This window comes from Clostridium estertheticum (genome assembly GCF_018861295.1).
In the GTDB taxonomy this organism is placed as follows: domain Bacteria; phylum Bacillota; class Clostridia; order Clostridiales; family Clostridiaceae; genus Clostridium_AD; species Clostridium_AD estertheticum_D.
Genome location: NZ_JAHLDM010000003.1, coordinates 91133 through 111927, shown reverse-complemented (window position 1 = coordinate 111927; position 20795 = coordinate 91133). Strand labels below are relative to the sequence as shown.

At 31.9% G+C, this 20795-nt stretch carries 15 protein-coding genes; 8 read left to right on the top strand and 7 right to left on the bottom strand.

Annotated features, from left to right (window positions below; translation table 11 throughout):
- Positions 1-160: 160 nt before the first annotated feature.
- Genes KPL54_RS04600 through KPL54_RS04585 form a run of 4 tightly spaced genes read left to right on the top strand, consistent with a single transcriptional unit; the run spans position 161 to position 6457 of the window.
- Positions 161-2284 carry a BglG family transcription antiterminator gene (locus tag KPL54_RS04600; RefSeq protein WP_216105212.1) on the top strand — a complete coding sequence of 708 codons (2124 nt, stop codon included), beginning with the start codon at positions 161-163 and terminating at the stop codon, positions 2282-2284.
- Between the two features lie 14 nt (positions 2285-2298).
- Positions 2299-4215, top strand: coding sequence for a PTS mannitol transporter subunit IICBA (locus tag KPL54_RS04595; protein WP_216105210.1), 1917 nt, complete (start codon positions 2299-2301; stop codon positions 4213-4215).
- Between the two features lie 24 nt (positions 4216-4239).
- Positions 4240-5169, top strand: a complete 930-nt coding sequence (pfkB, locus tag KPL54_RS04590) for a 1-phosphofructokinase (RefSeq protein ID WP_216105208.1) — start codon at positions 4240-4242, stop codon at positions 5167-5169.
- A 25-nt stretch (positions 5170-5194) separates the two neighbouring features.
- Positions 5195-6457, top strand: a complete 1263-nt coding sequence (locus tag KPL54_RS04585) for a zinc-binding dehydrogenase (RefSeq protein ID WP_216105206.1) — start codon at positions 5195-5197, stop codon at positions 6455-6457.
- An 86-nt stretch (positions 6458-6543) separates the two neighbouring features.
- Here KPL54_RS04585 and tkt read toward each other — a convergent pair whose 3' ends face one another.
- Entirely contained in the window at positions 6544-8535 is a 1992-nt protein-coding gene (gene tkt, locus KPL54_RS04580) for a transketolase (protein ID WP_216105204.1), read from the bottom strand.
- A gap of 185 nt (positions 8536-8720) precedes the next feature.
- On the opposite strand from tkt, the gene KPL54_RS04575 reads away from it, so the two are divergent.
- Entirely contained in the window at positions 8721-9557 is an 837-nt protein-coding gene (locus KPL54_RS04575; protein WP_253203349.1) for a sugar phosphate isomerase/epimerase family protein, read from the top strand.
- Positions 9558-9628: 71 nt separating this feature from the next.
- Here KPL54_RS04575 and KPL54_RS04570 read toward each other — a convergent pair whose 3' ends face one another.
- Entirely contained in the window at positions 9629-10345 is a 717-nt protein-coding gene (locus KPL54_RS04570) for a YesL family protein (protein WP_216105202.1), read from the bottom strand.
- Positions 10346-10652: 307 nt separating this feature from the next.
- Here KPL54_RS04570 and KPL54_RS04565 point away from each other — a divergent pair, with 307 nt between their 5' ends.
- Genes KPL54_RS04565 through KPL54_RS04555 form a run of 3 tightly spaced genes read left to right on the top strand, consistent with a single transcriptional unit; the run spans position 10653 to position 14513 of the window.
- Positions 10653-12440, top strand: coding sequence for an ABC transporter ATP-binding protein (locus KPL54_RS04565; RefSeq protein ID WP_216105200.1), 1788 nt, complete (start codon positions 10653-10655; stop codon positions 12438-12440).
- 25 nt (positions 12441-12465) lie between these two features.
- Positions 12466-13545, top strand: a complete 1080-nt coding sequence (locus KPL54_RS04560; RefSeq protein ID WP_216105198.1) for an alpha/beta hydrolase family protein — start codon at positions 12466-12468, stop codon at positions 13543-13545.
- Positions 13542-14513: a pectinesterase family protein gene (locus KPL54_RS04555; RefSeq protein WP_216105196.1), complete on the top strand. Its 972-nt coding sequence runs from the start codon at positions 13542-13544 to the stop codon at positions 14511-14513. The genes KPL54_RS04560 and KPL54_RS04555 overlap by 4 nt, the downstream gene beginning before the upstream one ends.
- A gap of 55 nt (positions 14514-14568) precedes the next feature.
- Here the strand turns inward: KPL54_RS04555 and KPL54_RS04550 are convergent, their stop codons facing one another.
- From KPL54_RS04550 to KPL54_RS04530, 5 genes are all read right to left on the bottom strand, one after another.
- Positions 14569-15657: a glycoside hydrolase family 88/105 protein gene (locus KPL54_RS04550; protein ID WP_216105194.1), complete on the bottom strand. Its 1089-nt coding sequence runs from the start codon at positions 15655-15657 to the stop codon at positions 14569-14571.
- Positions 15658-15682: 25 nt separating this feature from the next.
- Positions 15683-17032 carry a glycoside hydrolase family 28 protein gene (locus KPL54_RS04545; RefSeq protein ID WP_216105186.1) on the bottom strand — a complete coding sequence of 450 codons (1350 nt, stop codon included), beginning with the start codon at positions 17030-17032 and terminating at the stop codon, positions 15683-15685.
- A gap of 28 nt (positions 17033-17060) precedes the next feature.
- Positions 17061-17930 carry a carbohydrate ABC transporter permease gene (locus KPL54_RS04540; protein ID WP_216105184.1) on the bottom strand — a complete coding sequence of 290 codons (870 nt, stop codon included), beginning with the start codon at positions 17928-17930 and terminating at the stop codon, positions 17061-17063.
- A 19-nt stretch (positions 17931-17949) separates the two neighbouring features.
- Positions 17950-18903, bottom strand: a complete 954-nt coding sequence (locus KPL54_RS04535; protein ID WP_253203348.1) for an ABC transporter permease — start codon at positions 18901-18903, stop codon at positions 17950-17952.
- A gap of 104 nt (positions 18904-19007) precedes the next feature.
- Complete coding sequence (locus KPL54_RS04530) at positions 19008-20477, bottom strand: extracellular solute-binding protein (RefSeq protein WP_216105182.1); 1470 nt, start codon at positions 20475-20477, stop codon at positions 19008-19010.
- Positions 20478-20795 lie beyond the last annotated feature (318 nt).

The window sequence follows — 20795 nt, the reverse complement described above, 5'->3', positions numbered from 1 at the left end:
TGAATTGTATGTAATTGTTTACTAGAATATAATAAAGTTAAAGTAATCAAGAAATTATTATTTTATAGACTTTAATTAATAGGATTTAAATTACAGGGCAAACTTGAATTTTAGGTATAAGCAACTTGATACAATCTTTTAATAATTTTGGAGGAATATTATGAAGGGTCATAAGATTAATTTACGTATAAAGAATATTCTGCAAATTATATGTAACGAGAATGATTATATTACTACTGCTAAAATTGCAAAAGATTTAGATGTTAGTGGTAGGACAGTATTAAGAGAGATACATGATGTTGAAAAGTTTCTTAACCAAAATGGATTAAAACTCGATAAAAAGACTGGGGTTGGTATCAAAGTAATTGGTTCTTTATTAGAGAAACAAATTATTGTTAATTTACTAAATGGAGAAAAGGATGAAACAATATATTCTCCTCTAGAGAGGAAAAATATAATTATTAGTGAACTACTTCAAAACCAAGAGCCGGTTAAGTTATACAATTTTACTAGAACTTTAAAAGTTACAGAAGCAACTATAAGTAATGATTTAGAAAAAACAGATGAATGGTTTAAAAAACATAGTTTGAATTTAATTAGAAAGCAGGGACTTGGTGTATATGTAGAAGGAAAAGAAAATCATATAAGAAAAGCCATGGTTAGCTTAATTTATGAAAATACAAATGAAAGTCAGCTTTTAAACTTAATAAGGCAAAATTTAGATGATTCAGTAGTTGTGGCAAAAGATATCGAAGCATCCTCTAGAAATAGGTTACTTAATTTAATAGAGAATGAAACAATAAGGAAAATAGAAGCTTTAATTGAGAATATGGAGAAAGAAAGAAATTATAAGTTAGTGGATAGCGCGTTTGTTGGATTAATTGTTCATATTGCACTTGCTATTGAAAGGGTAAAAAAAGGCGATAAAATAACCATAGATCATGAGTTCTTAAAAGAACTTAAGACAAGTTCTGAGTATTTAATTGCATCTGATCTGTCTGTTAATATATCAAGATGTTTTGAAGTAGAAATACCAGAGGATGAAATAGGTTATATAACAATGCACATTAAAGGATCTAAAAATTACAAGGGAAAATATAAAACAGGAAATAAGATAATAGGAAGTTTTGAACTTATAAAGTTATCGAAGGAAATTATTAAAACAGCAGAGATTGAAACAGGAAAATTCCTTGGGAATAATGAGGATTTGTTAAATGGATTAGTAAATCATCTTGGAACAGCAATTACAAGGCTAAAGATGAAACTTGATATTAGAAATCCACTTCTAGAAGAAATTAAGACTAATTATACTGATTTAATGAGGACTAGTACTAAATGCGCAAAAGTAGTTGAAAAACATATAGGAATAGAAATGCCTGAAGCTGAAATTGCATTCATCGCCATGCATTTAGGTGCTGCAATTGAAAATAGTGAAACGTTAATTAAACCTATTTATAGGGTTGCAATTGCTTGTGCTACGGGTATGGGAACTTCAAGACTTCTTGCTATAAGAATAGAAAATGAGTATGACAATATTAAAATTGTAGATACAATATCTACAATTCACATTGAAGAAAGCATGCTACGCGAGAATGAGATAGATTTTATTATATCTACAGTTAATATAGAGAAGTGTTTTAAACCAGTAGTAATAGTGAATCCATTGCTTTTTAAGGAAGACAAAGATAAAATTGCAAATCAAATAAAGGATTTTCAAAACACAAATATTAAACATTCTTATAAGAAAAATAAAAAAATTAAATTTAAAGAAAAATTAATTTCATTAAATATATATAGTGAAGCAATAATACAGATTTTAGACAATTTTTTTCTTAAAGAAATTTCGGGGATAAGCAGCGTTGATGCTTTAATAATTGTGGCTAGTAAGGCTATAGAGCAAGATTCAGAGACGGAAGAAAAAGTAAGAATAGCGCTGAAAAGTAGAGAAGAAAAAGGAAACACAATTGTAACCGGACATGAGATGATATTGCTACATTGTAGGACGGATATCGTACAAAAATTGTATTTTGGGGCGGTAAAGCTTGCTAAGGGTTTAGAGTGTTTAAATGGTGAAGGTAAAACAGAAAATATTAAGCTTGGAATTATAATGCTTGCACCAGAAGACTGTAGTGCATTACAAATAGAAGTTATAGGGTACGTAAGTAAAATGTTAATTGAAAGAGTTGACTTTCTTAAATATCTAAAGGCTGGAAATAGTAATTACGCATTTGATGAATTAAATGATATTTTAAAAGAATTTTATACGCAAAAAGTAAATAATTAATGGAGGTATGAGTTATGGATAATATATCAAGTACTGAAAAGACAGGGAAAATCAAACAAGGGGTACAAAGTTTTGGTCGCTTTTTAAGCGGAATGGTTCTCCCAAACATTGGGGCATTTATAGCTTGGGGAATAATAACAGCTCTATTTATACCAACTGGAAGGATGCCTAATGCTCATTTTGCCAAATTAGTTGGCCCAATGATAAGTTATCTTTTACCACTACTGATAGCATACACTGGTGGTAAGATGGTAGCTGGAGTAAGAGGTGGAGTAATTGGTGCAATTGCAACTATGGGAGTTATAGCAGGAGCAGATATTCCAATGTTTATGGGTGCAATGATAATGGGACCACTCGGTGGGTATGTCATAAAGAAATTTGACAAACTTATTGAAGGAAAAACACCTGCAGGATTTGAGATGTTAGTAAATAACTTTTCAGCAGGAATTATTGGAGCAATACTCGCAATGATTGCTTTATCAGGTATTGGGCCAGTAGTATTAGGTTTAAATGCAGTTCTGGAATCTGGAGTAAAAGTTATAGTTAACGCTGGATTATTACCTTTAGTATCTTTATTTATAGAACCAGGAAAAATATTGTTCTTAAATAATGCAATAAATCATGGAATACTTAGTCCACTTGGATTACAAGAATCTAAAGCAATTGGAAAATCAGTATTCTTTCTACTTGAATCTAATCCAGGTCCTGGACTTGGTGTATTATTAGCATATTGGGCATTCGCAAAAGGGGAGATTAAGGCATCAGCTCCTGGAGCAATAATTATTCATTTCCTTGGTGGAATACATGAAATTTATTTCCCTTATGTTTTGATGAATCCTTTGCTTTTAATCTCAGTAGTCTGTGGTGGAGCAAGTGGAATATTCACTTTCCAGATTTTTGGAGCAGGACTAACTGGAATAGCGTCTCCAGGAAGTATACTTGCAATACTTGCAATGACGCCTAAGGGTGGATACTTCTCAGTACTCGCAGGTGTTTTTGTAGCTGCCGTGGTTTCATTCTTAATCTCATCAGTAATAATCAAAAGATCAAATGGAAAAACAACTGGAAATGAATTAGAAGATGCAAAAGCAAAATCAAGTAAATTAAAAGGATCCCAAAAAGTGAATGAGATAAAAGAAAAAAACAATGTAAAAGTAAGAACTTTCAATAAAGTAATATTTGCATGTGATGCAGGTATGGGTTCAAGCGCAATGGGAGCAACCACACTAAAGACTAAATTTAAAAAAGCAGGATACAATATTGACGTAGTAAATTGTGCAATTGAAGATATCCCTAGGGATGCTCAAATTGTTATTACTCATGAAAGTTTAACTGCAAGAGCAAGGAGCGTAGTTCCGGATGCTGAGCATATATCGGTTAAAGATTTTCTTAATAACCCTGCGTTTGAGATTCTTTCGGCAAGATTAAAACCAGTTGCTAATACTAATACTAAAGTTAATATTGAACCTAAAAATGTTGTAAAGAATGAAAGTAAAATTCTTGAAAAGAAAAATATAAAATTAGGACTTGAAAGTACAGATAAATATACAGCAATTAAAATGGCTGGTAGATTATTGTATGAGGGTGGATATGTAGAAGAAGAATACATAGATGCTATGATTCAAAGAGAAGATGATCTCTCCACATATATTGGTAAAGGTATAGCAATTCCTCATGGAGTTGGTGAGGCTAAGAAAAACATTAAAAAAACAGGAATGGTGGTACTCCAATTTCCAAATGGAGTTAAGTTTGATGATGAAGTAGCATATCTCGTAATAGGTATTGCTGGAGTTGGAGACGAACATTTACAAATACTTTCCAATATTGCAATCGCAATTGAAGGAGAAGATGAAAACATTATTAATATGTTAAAAAGTACAGAAGATGTTCAGCACATCTATGATTTATTTACAATAAAATTAGAAGAGTAAATTTTAAATATAAGAGGTGAAAATATGATTACAACTATAACAATAAATCCAGCAGTTGATAAGACTATTGAAATAAATAATTTCACTGTTGGAAATGTTAATAGAGTTGCATCTGTTAGATTAGATGCTGGTGGAAAAGGAATCAATGTATCAAAAGTTATAAAAAATTTGGGCGGCGAAAGTCGTGCAATGGGAATTTTGTCTGGACAGTCAGGGCAGTTTATAAAGGGATATCTCGATGATATAAATATTTTAAATGACTTTGTCTTTACAAAAGGCGAAACAAGAACAAATATAAAAGTTGTTGACATGATCAATCATACTAATACAGATATAAATGAAGCAGGTCCAGATGCAAGTCTAAAGGATTTGAACGAAGTAAGTGATAAAGTCTTTAATAATTTAAATAGTGAGGATATTATTATTTTGTCAGGAAGTGTGCCTAGTAACGTAGATAAGAAAATTTATGGTAATTGGATTACTAAGGCAAAAGAAACAGGAGCAAAAACAATATTAGATGCTGATGGCGAAATGCTTAAGGCTGGTATTTTATCAGGACCTTATCTTGTGAAACCGAATATAGATGAGCTCGAAGCTATGTTTAATAAAAAAATAGAAGGCGTTGTCGAAATCGTCGAAATAGCGAAAAGTTTGCTGAAATATGGTATCATTATTGTAGCGGTTTCATTAGGAAGTGAAGGAGCAATTTTCGTAACTAAGGAGAACACAATATATGCACATGGACTTAAGGTGGATGTAAAAAGTACAGTAGGAGCAGGAGATTCAATGGTTGCAGCCCTAGCATACTCATTAGAAAAGGGTCTTAATTTTGAAGATACAGTAAGATTATCTGTGGCCACAGGTGCTGCAAATGTAATGACAGAGGGCACAAAATCAAGTGATATTAAAACAATTATGGAACTTGAAAAACAAGTCGTATTTGAATACTTATAATAAATAAAAAAAGGTGGTAATATATATGAAAACAAGAGCAGTAAGATTATACGGAAAAAAAGATTTAAGAATGGAAGAATTTGAACTTCCTGAAATAAAAGAAGACGAAATACTAGTAAAAGTAGTGTCAGACAGCATATGTATGTCTACTTATAAAGCGGCAATACTCGGAAGTGATCATAAGAGAGTACCAAGCGATGTAGCAGTAAATCCAGTAATTGTAGGACATGAAATGGCAGGAGATATAGTACAGGTAGGTTCTAAATGGAAAAATGACTTTAAGCCAGGCAATAAATTTTCTATGCAACCAGCGCTTAATTATAAAGGAAGTATGGATTCACCAGGATATTCTTATAGATATTGTGGAGGAGATGCGACTTATGTAATAATGCCACAAGAAGTAATGGAACTAGGTTGCTTATTAAATTATGATGGCAAAGCATATTATGAAGCATCACTGGCTGAACCAATGTCTTGTATTATCGGAGGTTTTCATGCAAGTTTCCATACTGTAATGGGCAGTTATGAACATAAGATGGGAATAGTTGAGGGTGGTAAACTTGCAATGCTAGCAGCTGCTGGTCCAATGGGCCTAGGCGCAATTGATTATGCTATGAACTGTGATAGAAAGCCATCTCTAATTGTAGTAACAGATATAGAACAAGGTAGATTAGATAGAGCAAGTGCAATATTCACAAAGGAAGATGCAAAAAAAGTTGGAATAGAATTAATATTTGTTAATACAAAGGATATAGAAGATGTTCCGGCTTATTTAAGAGGCTTAACAGGTGGAACAGGTTTTGATGATGTATTTGTATATTCTCCAGTTAAACCAGTGGTAGAGCAAGGAGATAAGATATTAGGTAGAGATGGTTGCTTAAACTTCTTTGCAGGTCCTACAGATACTAAATTCTCAGCGATGTTTAATTTTTATAATGTTCATTATCAATCAACTCATACTATTGGAACTACTGGTGGAAATACAAACGACATGATTGAATCATTAAGAATGACAGAAAAGAATATTATAAATCCAGCAGTTATGGTTACTCATATCGGAGGACTTGATAGTGCAGCAGATGCTACTATTAGACTAACAGAAGTACCAGCTGGTAAAAAATTAATATATACAAATATATTTATGGATATTACAGCAATAGATGAATTTGAAGAAAAAGGTAAAAAAGATCCACGTTTTAAAAAATTGGCAGAAATTGCAAAAAATAATAAGGGACTTTGGTCTTTAGAGGCAGAAAAATATTTACTTGAAAATTGGAAAACTAAATAATACGAAAAAATTTAAATGATAAAAAAAGACCATCTATTCAATATTGAGTAGATGGTCTTTGTTTAATAGATTATATTTTAATGAAATTATTTGCCTAGTAGTTTAAGTGCTTTACTTACAACATTCTCTGTTGTGAATCCAAACTCTTTATATAAAATTTCAGCTTTACCTGAAGCTCCAAATCTATCGATGGAAATTACGTCTCCGTCAAGTCCAACATATTTGTGCCAACCGAATGAAGCAGCAGCTTCTACAGCGAGCCTTGTTCTAACAGATGACGGTAATATAGATTCTTTATACTCTTTTGATTGAGCTTCAAATAAATCTAAACATGGCATACTTATAACTCTTGCTTTAATACCTTTATCATTTAATAATTTAGCACCTTCATAAATAAATTCTACTTCAGATCCAGAAGCCATTAAAATGATATCAGGTTTTTGACCAGGTGTTTCATAAGTTTTTAATACATATGCACCCTTTAAAGCCTCTATTGATGTTTCAGCATATAAAGGAAGATTCTGTCTTGTTAGTATTAATGCGGTAGGGGTTATTTTTGAAGTTATTGCGGAATACCAACCAACAGCTGTTTCTCTTGAATCAGCTGGTCTAAACACATTAAAGTTTGGTAGAGCCCTTAAAGCTGCAAGATGCTCTATTGGTTCATGAGTTGGACCGTCTTCACCAACAGCTATACTATCATGAGTTAACACATAAGTTACAGGTAGACCCATGAGTGCAGAAAGTCTCATTGCACCTTTCATATAATCACTAAATACAAAGAAGGTTGAAACAAAAGGTTTAAGTCCTCCATGAACATATATACCATTTGCAATGGCTGCCATGGCATGCTCACGTACTCCAAAATGAAGGTTAGAACCAGTTCTATCGTCGACAGAGAAATCACCCAAACCCTTCATATATGTTTTATTAGAAGGAGCAAGGTCAGCAGAACCTCCTATAAAGTTTGGTACATATTTTGCTAATATATTTATTATAGCACCAGAAGAATTTCTTGTTGCTGCCTTGCCTTCAAATTTCCATAATTCTTCAACTTTTAGTAAATCAACAGAAAGATCACCACTCTGCCATGATTCATATTCTTTAGCGAGTTTAGGATTTTCTTTGCTATACTCAGCATAAAGTGTGTTCCAAGTTTCTTCTTTTTCGCTTAGTTTTGATTTTATGATTTCCATATGCTTAGTTACTTCATCTGGAACGGTAAATGGAGCAAGATTCCAGCCCATACATTTTTTCATTTCAGTTATATTATCTTCACCAAGTGGTTCGCCATGTGCAGATGATAAGCCTTGTTTTTTAGCACAGCCAAATCCGATAATAGTTTTAATTTTAATAAAGGTAGGTTTATTTAATTCAAGCTTTGCAGTTTCAATGGCTTTGCCTATTGCATCCATATCATTGCCATCTTCCACGTATATTACCTGCCATCCATAAGCTTCAAACCTTTTGCCTACATCTTCTGTGAAGGCAATATCTGTAGAGCCTTCTATAGATATGCTATTTGAGTCATACATTAAAATAAGTTTAGATAACCCTAGAGTACCTGCAAGGGATGCTGCTTCGGAAGATATCCCTTCCATATTATCTCCATCACCACATATAGCATATGTATAATGATCTACAATAGCATGTTTTTTTGTATTAAATTTTGCTGCAAGATGACTTTCAGCTATTGCCATACCAACTGCATTAGCAATCCCTTGTCCAAGTGGACCCGTAGTAATTTCAACGCCGTTTGTATGACCATATTCAGGATGGCCAGGAGTTAAACTTCCAAATTGCCTAAAGTTCTTTAAATCTTCAATAGTTAGACCATACCCAAAAAGATTAAGAAGTGAGTATTCAAGCATCGATCCATGACCTGCAGAGAGTACAAATCTATCTCTATCCTGCCATTTTGAATTGTTAGGGTTATGTTTCATGTGGTTTGCCCATAATGTATATGCCATTGGTGCAACTCCAAGTGGAAGACCTGGATGTCCTGAATTTGCTTTTTGTATTGCCTCAGCTGATAATACTCTTATAGTATCTACTGTTAGTTGTTCAATTTTGTTCAATGTAAATTCCTCCTTAGGGTTTTTAATTTCTATATTTATTTAAATTATTTGTAAAGATGTATTTCTTATATTCATTTTATCACAAACAAATATATATAAGAAGCAAACTTAATTAAATTAGCAGTATAATAAATGAATAGGATTAAAATTTAAGGAATGCGATTAAAAAATGGAGGCGAAAAATTTTGATAATAGGTGGAAGAGCTCATGATTTTGGGAAATTACCAGTTGCGCAGCTTGCAGCGAAAGTATCAAAGCAGGGATATTCATATGTTCAATTGGCTTTAAGTAAAGCGATATATGGAATAGATTGTAGTTTTGGCAAGTTAAGTCCAGGCCTTGGGAATTATATTAGGGATAGTTTTAAAAAAGAAAATGTTCAGATTGCTGTTTTAGGTTGTTATATAAATGGTATACATCCGGATATCCAAAAGAGAAGAGCAGAGATAGATAGGTTTAAGGAACATATAAGATTTGCTAGAGATTTTGGATGTAGTATAGTTGGAACAGAAACTGGAACTTTAAAGGTTGATGGCTTAAGTGATTATGATAACGAGTCAGAATCAGCTTTTGAAACTTTAATTGAAAGTTTAAAAGAGCTCACATGTGAAGCTGAAAAATTTGGAGTTATAGTTGGAATTGAGGGAGGGAAAAACGAGGTTGTATCTACTCCTCAAAGAATGAGAAGAGTCCTAGATTTGATTCCGTCAAACAATTTACAAGTTATATACGATCCAACTAATTATATATCAATATTAAACTTTAAGGATCAAAATGATCTTATTAAAGATGCCTTTAATTTATTTGGTGATAGAATGGTAGTTTTGCATGCAAAGGATTTTGTAGTTTGTAATGATAAAATCAATATTGTAGCTGCGGGCATGGGAAATTTAAATTATGAATTGATACTGAAACTGATTAAGGAGAGAAAACCATTTATAAATATTTTGCTTGAAGATATTAAAGAAGTGGATATGGATGGAAGTATTAAGTTTATTGAACAACTTTACAATAGAGTATAATAAAAAAATACGAAATTTAAGGGGCAGTTTATTACTAAATAGTAATGAACTGCCCCTTTAAATTAGAGATTTTATAGTTTAGGTTTATCAGTATTTAGTTTTAGCTTATTTTCAATTTCTAATAATACATTTTTTTGATAATACATTATTAAATAACAAACAATGCTTGATATGAATAGTAATATAAAGGTAGAGATTTTAAAAAATACAAAGCCTACAATTAAAAAACTTGAAAGACATAAAAGTGTAACATTGAATTTTCTAATTGTATAGTATGCAGCTGTTTTAAGAATATCTTTCCAGCCTAAATAAAATCTTGAGATTATTGGGAATACATACAGATTTATTGAAAAAACAAAAACTATTATTACAAAAATAGAAACTGTTAATGGTTTTGGGTAAGCACTTGCAATAAAATATTTAATATCAATAGAGAGTATGCATAGTAGCATTATTTCTAAGGCACCGAAAAATAAAGATTGAATAAAGTTGGTTTTATAAGCTTTAAAAAAATCCTTTGTAATATTTACATCTTTCTCACGTATAAGTTTGCCCATCACACTAAATAAAGCTGTTGCTGCAGGTGCTATAGGAATACAACATACAATAAGGATAGAAGTAAAACCTTGTGGAATTTTATTTGTTCCAACAGAAAAAAGTATAATGAACATAATAACTAATGGAATATTAAGAAGTAGAAAGTAAAAATTACCTATGAGGAACCAAAATATATAATTAGTTATTGTATAGAAAGGTCCTTCACCAAATTCTCTTTTTGATTTAGCCATTTTTTTTCCTCCAACTGCATTTATAAAATGCATTTATGTAAATTATTATAATAATTAAATTGTTTTATAGTCAATTAAAATGTAACACAAAAGGAGTGAAATGCAAATAGGTAGAAGTTATAAAAAAGACAAATAGATTTTGGTGCTTTCTACATATTAACATAATAGAGGGTAATATTACCATAAAATCTTCATTTAATTGATAAAAAATGATGTATATATTGTCGTAAATGTTTAATAGTGGTATAATTTAGGTTGAATGGTAACGGTTACGACAGAATAAAAGAAGTGGTAGGAAGGTGCATAAATGGATTATATTAATGGACATGATTTAGAATTTGAGACACTGCTCAAAGAACAAAATATATATAAAAATAAACCCGTAAAAACATTAGCATATTTATATAAAGATAATATTTCAAAATTACTTTTATCTTTTTTATTTTTTATTATTAAGCATTTACCAACTTGGGTAATGCCAATTATAACAGCAAATGTTATTGATATTGTCAGTAGTCCAGCAAGGCATAATTTAAAAGGCTTATGGATTAATTTAATAATAGCATCTTTATTAATTATTCAAAATGTTCCAAGTAATATATTATATACAAAATATTTCAGCCAAGCATTAAGATGTGTAGAAGCGGAACTTAGGAGTAAGTTAGTAAGGAAATTGCAAATTTTATCAATTTCCTATCATAAACAATTAAAATCAGGAAAGATTCAATCTAAGGTATTAAGAGATGTAGAGGCAATTACGGTACTGTCAAGGCAGATTTTCAATGGATTTGTACCAACAATTCTTAATATTGTTGTAGCTCTTACTATTACATTAACAAAGAGTTTTACCGTGGCAATATTTTTTATGTTGTCTATGCCAGTTTCTTTTTTTATTATAAAACACTTTAGAAAGAATATAAGAAAAACTAATAGGGATTTCCGTAAAGAAATAGAAGAAATGTCTGCAAATGTGGCAGAAATGGTGGAACTTGTTCCTATTACAAGGGCGCACGGACTTGAGAATGTAGAAATCACTAGAATGGATAAACAATTAGAAAAAGTGAGACATAGCGGATATAATTTGGATATTATAACAGCATTTTTAGGAGCATCAGGTTGGGCAATATTTCAAGTTTTTCAAGTTGGCTGTCTTGCATTTACAGGTTACCTAGCGTATAGAGGTAAAATTACGGTTGGAGATGTTGTGTTATATCAAAGTTATTTTTCATCTATATTAAATCAGGTTTCTAGCTTAATTAATGTATACCCAGATATAGTGAAAGGATTTGAATCAATAGAGTCAGTTGGAGAAATTTTATTATCCGAAGACATTGAAGATAATAAAGGAAAAAAGAAGCTCATAAATGTTAAAGGTGATTTTGATTTTAAAGATGTAGAATTTAATTATGAAACTTTAGAAAAGCCAGTATTAAAGGACTTTAATCTTAAGGTAAAGGCTGGAGAATGCATAGCTTTTGTAGGTGAATCAGGGGCAGGTAAAACCACAATATTAAATTTGATTATCGGGTTTAATAAAGCTTCAAAAGGAAAGTTATTAATTGATGGTATGGATATGGCAGAAATAGATTTACGTAGTTACAGAAGCAATATAGCTGTAGTGCCTCAGAATACAATTTTATTTTCAGGTACTATTAGAAGCAATATTACTTATGGACTTACCAATATACGTGAGGATGAGATTGCAAAAGTAATAGAATCTGCAAATTTAACAGAGGTAATTGCTAACTTACCTAAAGGATTAAATACTTCTATAGGGGAACACGGAGGGATGTTATCCGGGGGTCAAAGACAACGTATTGCTATAGCAAGGGCTTTAATTCGTAATCCACAAATAATTGTTTTGGATGAAGCTACTTCAGCACTAGACAATATTTCAGAACTTCATGTGCAAAAGGCCATGAAAAATCTAGTTAAAGATCGTACAACGTTTATAGTAGCACATAGACTTTCTACCATAAGAGATGCTGACCGAATAGTTGTTATGAATAATGGAAGATGTGTGGAATGTGGGACTTACGCCGAATTAATAAATTTAAAGGGAGAATTTTATAATTTAAAACAATTACAGGGATAAATATTAAAAGAAAGTAGGGTAATTTATGCTAAAAGAAGAGAAATATTTTACAATCAGCAATCATTTAAAAGAATTTTATTCTCAGAAATCTAAAAAATTAGGCTTTATAGCAGAGAATATTTTGGAATATGGATTATGGAAAACTGAGTTAAAAACAAAACTTAAAGAAATATTGGGAATGAATAGTATGATGTCATGTGAACTTAGACCACAAATAGTAGAGTCAAAAAAATTTGAAGGTTACAGGCGAGATAAAGCTATTATTCAAACAGAGCCAGGAGTTTGGATGCCTCTTTATATATTGATTCCTGATGGAATTAAGCTAAATGAAAAGAGAGAGTGTGTTATTGCACCTCATGGACATGGAGGAGGCGGTAAGGATTCAATTGTTGGAAAAATTGATACTCCAGGTATTAAAGAAAGCATAGATAAATATAACGGTGACTATGGTTTGAAATTCGTGAGACAAGGGTATGTGGTATTTTGTAGTGATGCAAGAGGATCAGGTGAAAGAAGAGAAGATAAGCATCAAGGCACTGATATAAAAGCAATTATGAGTACTTCTTGTAATGATATAAATAATGTTGCTATTAGCATAGGGCAAACTTTGGTCGGTATGATGACCTGGGACCTTATGAGGCTTATAGATTACATCGAAACTCTTAGTTATTGCGATAGCTCAAAGATAGCATGTTGTGGATTTTCAGGAGGAGGACTGCAAGCATTATGGTTATCAGCAATAGACGAGAGAATAACTTGTAGCGTTGTTAGTGGTTATTTTTATGGATTTAAAGATTCTATATTAAATACTCATTTATGTGGATGTAATTTTGTACCAAGGCTTTGGGAGTATATCGAACTTGGTGATTTAGCAGCTTTAATTGCACCGAATCCACTTTTAATTGAAAGTGGTACTAAGGATAAACTTAATGGCGAGCGAGGGATTGTTAATGCTATACAGCAGGTGGATATAACAAGAAAGGCATATAATATATTTAATAAAAAAAACAATATCTATCATCATATATTTGATGGTCCTCATATGTGGAACGGAGAGAAAACATATGATTTTGTTAATAAGTGGCGAGAGGGGTTTGACATATGATAGTATCAAAGGATGAAAGTGGAGATTTTAAGACGGTTCAGGATGCAATAAATTCTATACCTAGTACAAACAAAGAAAAAATTGTTATAAATATTAAAAATGGAATATATAAAGAAAAGATATATATTAATGTAGATAATGTAGTTCTTTTAGGTGAAAGTAAAGCTAATACAATATTAACCTATGATGATTATGCATATAAGGAGTCTCTAAGCGGAGAAAAGATGGGTACTTTTAACTCATTTTCTACTTTCGTAGGGGGAGATAATTTTTGCGCTCAAAATATAACTTTTGAAAATTCATCTGGTAGCGGAGATATATATGGTCAGGCAGTTGCTATTTATGTGGATGGTGACAAAGCTAAGTTTAAAAACTGTAGTTTTGTTGGATGTCAGGACACTATTTTTACAGGACCTTTACCACCAAAACCCAAGAAAGGTAATTGGTTTGGTGGGCCTAAAGATCGAGCACCAAGAAGGCCTGTACGCCAGTATTATGAAGATTGTTATATTAGAGGTGACATAGATTTTATTTTTGGATCTGCCACAGCTGTGTTTAATGGATGCGTAATATTCTCAAATAATAGGAAGCGCGAGGTAAATGGATATATAACTGCAGCATCTACAATTGAAGGAGAAAGGTTTGGATATATATTTATAAATTGCAAGTTACTAAGTGATGCTGCACCTAATTCCGTTTATTTAGGAAGGCCTTGGAGGGATTATGCTAAAACTATTTTTATAAATTGTTTTATGGGAGAACATATTATAGGCGAAGGGTGGCATAATTGGGATCGCAGGGTCACTGAGCGAACAGCTAGTTACGCGGAGTATAACAGTTCAGGTCCTGGGGGGAAACTAGATAATAGAGCTATATGGGCAAAAGTATTAAGTGACGAGGAAGTTAAAGATTATAATATAGATAATATATTTGGTCCTGATTTTAATTATGAATTTTATAAAAGCTAGCAAAATAAATTGCTAGCTTTACTGTTTTATTTATTAATAATTTTATAATGCTTTTCTAATTTAGGATTTCCATCTCTGCCGCAGCAAGGATAAAGGCTCCAATGCCTTTTGCATCATTTGTAACAATTGGTTCACTTATATAGTACTCATATGTACCGTCTCTTTTACTTGCGCCACCAAGTCCAGCTACAGCGCAAGTTTTGTTTAAATTCACTAGGCCATCTTTTGTAACCATAATAAATTCATCAACAATGCTTTTATATGTTGTTTTCGCAATATTAACCCATTTTTTTGGTATATAACCTTTATTTGAGCCTTTTGCAATAGCGTATAATATCATGCATGATGCAGAGGCCTCTATATAGTTACCTTTTAGGGTTCCTTTATCTAAAACTTGGTACCAAAGTCCTGTTTTTTCATCGCGAACTTTAAGAAGAGCTTCTAGTACTTCATTTAAAATTTCGATTATTCTAGCTCTATCCTTATGGTTTTCTGGTAGGTAGTCTAATACATCGACTATAGCCATAACATACCAACCCATTGAACGGCCCCAAAAGTTTTTAGAGAGCCCTGTTTCTTTGTTACACCAGGGCTGAACTTTCTTTTCATCCCATGCATGATATAACAATCCAGTTGCGGGATCTTTTGCATGACGTTCACATATTAAAAATTGTTTTGTAACATCATCAAATTCAGAAATTTCACCAAATTCTTTTATAAACTCAGCATAAAATGGTGAACCCATGTAAAGGCCATCTAACCAGATTTGATAAGGATAGATTTGCTTATGCCAGAATGCTCCTTCACTAGTTCTTGGGTGATTTCTTAATTGTTCTCTTAATAGAAAAGCAGCTTTTTTATATTTCTCAAGTCCTGTTTCATTATAAAGAAGAAATAAAAGTTTTCCATTGTTTACGTGATCTATATTATATTCAGTAACACTATATTTTCTAATATCACCAGTTTCATCAATAAAAAAGTCCATATTTTTTTTAATAAAATCAAAGTATTTTTTGTCCTTAGTTATTTTCCATAATAACTCGATACCTTTAAAAATAACACCATTATCATATTCCCATTTACCATTAAACTCTGGAGTTCGAATCATAACGGAATCAGTCATCCTAGCGGCCCAATTTTCCATTTGTAACACCCCTCGATTTTATTTTTTATATAACGTTATTAAGTTTTACCATAGGATCATTGCCTTTTGAATCTTTTGTTTTACATCTTGAAAATTCAACATTAATACTATTTTCTACATAAAAAGCTGGTCCTTCATTATTACTTATAGTAACATTGTTAAAGAAAATGTCTTTAACGTTTGAACAAAAGAAACCTCTTTGCTTCATTGGATCAAGATTTGCCATCATATCTGGCATGCCAGGCTCTGCGTCTTCTGCCATAGATATTGAAATATTATTAAAGGATACATCTTCGACATACATTTCAGGAAGGCCATACAAAAAACCAGCGGCAGCCCTTACTTCTCTAGCAGTTATATTAGAAAAGTGAATTCTTCTAAAGGCTGGAGTTTCTACTGTTATTGGATAAGGAGCTTTATCCCAAACATATTTATCTTTTCCATTAGGTCCACAGTAGTAGTATAGGTTTGCTATAAAAGGGCATAACACATCTTTCATTATTATGTTATTAATTCGTATATCTTCAATAACACCACCACGACCACGACGAGATTTCATTCTAATACCTCTGTCAGTTCCTTCAAATACACAATTGCTTATGGTTACACATCGAACATCACCACTCATCTCACTTCCGATGACTACCCCACCGTGACCATGTACCATGGTACAATTTGTGATAGTAATATTTTCACATGGAACTCTAAGGGGAGTAGCTTCTGTTCCGGATTTTATAGTTATGCAATCATCACCAACATCAATGTGGCAATTTGAAATGTGCACATTTTTGCAAGATTCAGGGTTTATTCCATCAGTGTTAGGTGAGTCATTCGGATTTTTAATTGTAATCTTATCTATGGTTACATTATCACAGCAAATAGGATTTATTGTCCAGCTTGGTGAGTTTATTAAAGTAACTCCTTCAATAAGCACATTATTACAATTATGAAAACTTATCAATTTAGGCCTTGGATATATGTTTGTTTTATTTTTAAATATTTTCCACCAAAAGGCACCTTGTCCATCTAGTTTTCCACGACCGGTAATAGCAATGTTTTCTTGGTTTTGCGCGTATACACATGAGGAATATACAGACTGCGCGGCTCCTTCCCACCTTGAATCTACAATAGGATACTGAGATATATCATTCGTGAATATTAAAATAGCGCCTGAATCTAAATTTAAATTAATATTGCTTTTAAGCATAATAGAACCTGTAAGAAAAGTGCCAGCAGGTACGTAGACTGTACCCCCGCCAGCCTTGCTACATGATGTTATAGCTAGAGCGAAAGCATGGCTGCAAGAGGTAATACCGTCTGGAATTGCTCCAAATTCTGTAACATTGAATATTGTTGAATATGGTGAAGTATTCATAAAAACCTCCTTTACTCTAGGGATTAAATTATCCTTTAACTGCGCCAAGGGTTATACCTTGTACAAAGTATTTTTGACAGAAAGGATATATAACAGCAAATGGTAATATTGTAACAATTATAGCTGCATTTTGAAGTGTTTTACTATATATACCATTTGATGAAGTTGATTGAGTGGTTGTACTCTCTATTATCATTTCCCTTATTTTAATCTGAAAGTTAAGTTTATTCGGATCTGAAATGTACAACATAAAGTTAAAATATTCATTCCAAAAGGAAACAGCGAAAAATAATCCTATGGCAGCGAGTGCTGGCTTTGATAAAGGCAACACTATTTTTACGAATATACCCATAGGACTACAACCATCTATCTCAGCTGATTCCATTAAGGCCTTAGGTATTCCCTCAAAGAAACTCTTCATAAGTATCAAATTGTAAACATTTAAACTTAATGGAAGAATAATTGACCATAAACTATTCATTAATCCAAGACTCTTCATATTTAAATATGTAGGTACTAGTCCACCATTAAATAACATTGTAAAAAATAGGAGTGATGCAAATAGTTTTCTTCCAGGCATATCATCCTGAATTAATATATATGCTCCTAGTGTTGTTAGGAATAAACCAATAAGTGTACCCAATATAGTTATATAAACAGAAATAAGAAAAGGAGTATATAAGGTTGTTTGTGTAACAACAGCTTTATAAGCTGCAAGTGTTGGATGTAATGGAATAAGTCTCAAACCATATGAACCGGTGGTATCTAAAGAATCTGATACTACTTTCAAAATAGGAACAAGTATTGCAACTACAGTCGCAAGTAGAAAGAATGCGTTGAATATTTTGAAAAAAGCTCTTCCACGGTATCCTTTTTTGAAGCTAAATTTATCATTCATTAATAACTATCTCCTTTCGTTATAAAATACTTGAACCCTTAATTTTTTTACTTAGTTTGTTAGCTGCAAGAACTAACACTAAAGCTACTACAGACTTAAATAATCCTACGGCTGTAGTGTAACCATAGTCTGCTTGTTGAGACATAACCCTAAATGTATAGGTTTGAATAGTATCTGAAACACTATAAACCAAAGGATTCATAAGATTAAATACTGAATCAAATAAGTTTAATACTTTTGCAAGATCTAGTATAAATATTACAAGTATTGTATTCATAATTCCTGGAATGGTAACATGAAAACATTGTTTAAGTCTACTAGCGCCATCTATAGATGCTGCTTCATATAATTCTGGGCTTATACCAGATAGTGCGGCTAAATAAATTATAGTTCCCCAACCAGTATCCTTCCACCTTGCGATAAAGACGAATATAGGGGTCCACCATTTTTCAGACACTAAAAAATAAAAAGGTTTATGACCTGTTTGTACAAGTAGTTGATTTATAAATCCATCCTGAGGTGATAAAATTATAGTGAATATGGAAGCTACAACTACCCAGGAAAGGAAATGTGGAAGATATAACAATGTTTGAACAAAACTTTTAGCAAATTTGTTTTTTACCTCATTTAGTAACAAAGCAAAAACAATTGTTACTATCATGCCGATAAAAAGGTTAAGCAAACTAAGGCTGATAGTGTTTCTAAAGGCACTCAAAAATTGAGGCGTTTTAAACAAAGTCGTAAAATTGTCTAAACCTATAAATTTTGCAGGGGCAAATGGACCATATTTTGTGAATGCAAATTTTATACCATACATAGGCATATAGTAAAATATAAATGTGATTACTACTACTGGAAGAGCCATTAGATAAAAATACTTATATCTTAACATTTTTTTTAACACACTGGTATTTGATTTTTTCATAAGACTAGTATCTGATGTTTTTTGGGGTTTCCTTATTTTAAGTTGCAATTAATTTGTCCTCCTTTATGTTTTATTGGAATTTAGAGCTTGTATACCTTATAAAATGTAATTGGAAGTAAAAGTTAAATTACTTCCAATTATATAATAATTTATTATTTGTTAAGATCAGCTAAAACGCTATCAACTAATGCTTTTGAATCTTTATTGTATTTAGCTAATCCAGCATCAACTGTCAATGTACCAACCATGACCTTAGAAATGATTTCATTTTTGAGTGTTAATAGGTCTGGAACTGCTTTGGTAAGAACATCTGATGCAGGTAGTAATGGTTCTAGAGCCGAGTCTTTAGTAAATGTTGCAAGTGAACTAGTTACTCTTTTATCAAGAACAATTGGGTTTTTAAATTTTGTTAAAGAGAATTCTGGTGCTTCATATATTTTTGGAAAATCTATTTTAGGGTCAAGTTTGCTAGGTAATTTTTTAGTAACTCCATTTGTTACTTTGTAGTTTAAATCTTTAATTCCATTTGTAAACAACGTCTCACCTTCGCCACCATCATGCATAAACTCAATAAGATATTTGAATATTCCAGTAGGATTTTTTGCTTTACTAGTTATTCCAAGGCCTACAGGAGCTCTTTCAATATACTTAGTTTCTTTAATTGCAGGTATTGCAATCATTGTTCCGGTTTTTACAGCGTTTTGTAATTTTTGTTCCATAACTCTGTTCCAATCTCCTGCCCAATAAGTGAATGCTCCAACTTTACCAGCATAGAATTTATCACGGACACTTGAAGTTTTATTTGTAACTATTTCTTTGTCAATTAATCCATCAGCATAAGCTTTAGTCATCCTTTGAAGAGCAGCTTTCATATTAGGTTGTGACATACCATCTACCCATTTACCGTTAACTTTAGTAAAGTTAGGTATTGCATCTTGATAGAATTCTCTCAAATATATAGAATAAGGAACTTCTGTGTTTATTACTCCAGCAGCACTGTATGGAATAATAGTTTTCTTGCCGTTAGCATCTGGCATATCTTTAAATGCTTTTAAAACGGCAGTGAATTCATCATAAGTAGTTGGAACTTTTAAATTAAGTTTATCTAGCCAATCCTTTCTTAAGTAAGTAATACAACCACCACCAGTTTGAATTGGGTAGGCAAACGATTTATTGTTTACTTTAATGGAATTCGCATATTTTGGATCAATAGTCTGTAGAGTTTTAGATTTTGAGATTGAATCAGTCATATCCCAAAGTGCTCCATTACTTCCAAAAGAAGATAGGTAAGTGCTGGCTATTTCTACTACATCAGGTACATCACCTGATGCGAATTGAAGGCTGAGTTTATCATAATATTGATTATGAACCGGTTGTGTAATTTTAAGATCAATTCCTGTTTGCTTTTTGAATCCTGCAACAAAATCAGCCATTCCATCTTCTGGTTTTAGGAAAGTATCGGTAGTCATTTTAATTGTTGTTGGTTTTACTACTGCTACGTCTTTTGCTGCACTTGTAGGAGTAGCTGCTGTGTCAGCTTTAGAGCCACATCCTACTAAACCACCACCTATCATAGTGAGTGATAAAGCTAAACTTAAGTTTCTAAAAATTGATTTTTTCATTAATAATGTTCCCCCCTTTAAATCTATAAAAAGAAATTCAGTTGTTAACGTTTCCAACTTTAATTGAATTATATTATTTAGTGAATTTTTTGTAAAGGAGCAGTTCTCAATATACCATACAATTCCATAGAAATTAATGGATTTTATATTAAAATTATTAATGATACATTCGTTTACATATGATACAATATTAATGAATTATGAAATTAACCCTAGGAGTATCAATAACTTTTTATTATAGTTATTGGTTGAGAAGAGTATATTTAATTAAAACAAGATTTGACAATATAGCCTTATAATATAGTAATTATGAATTAT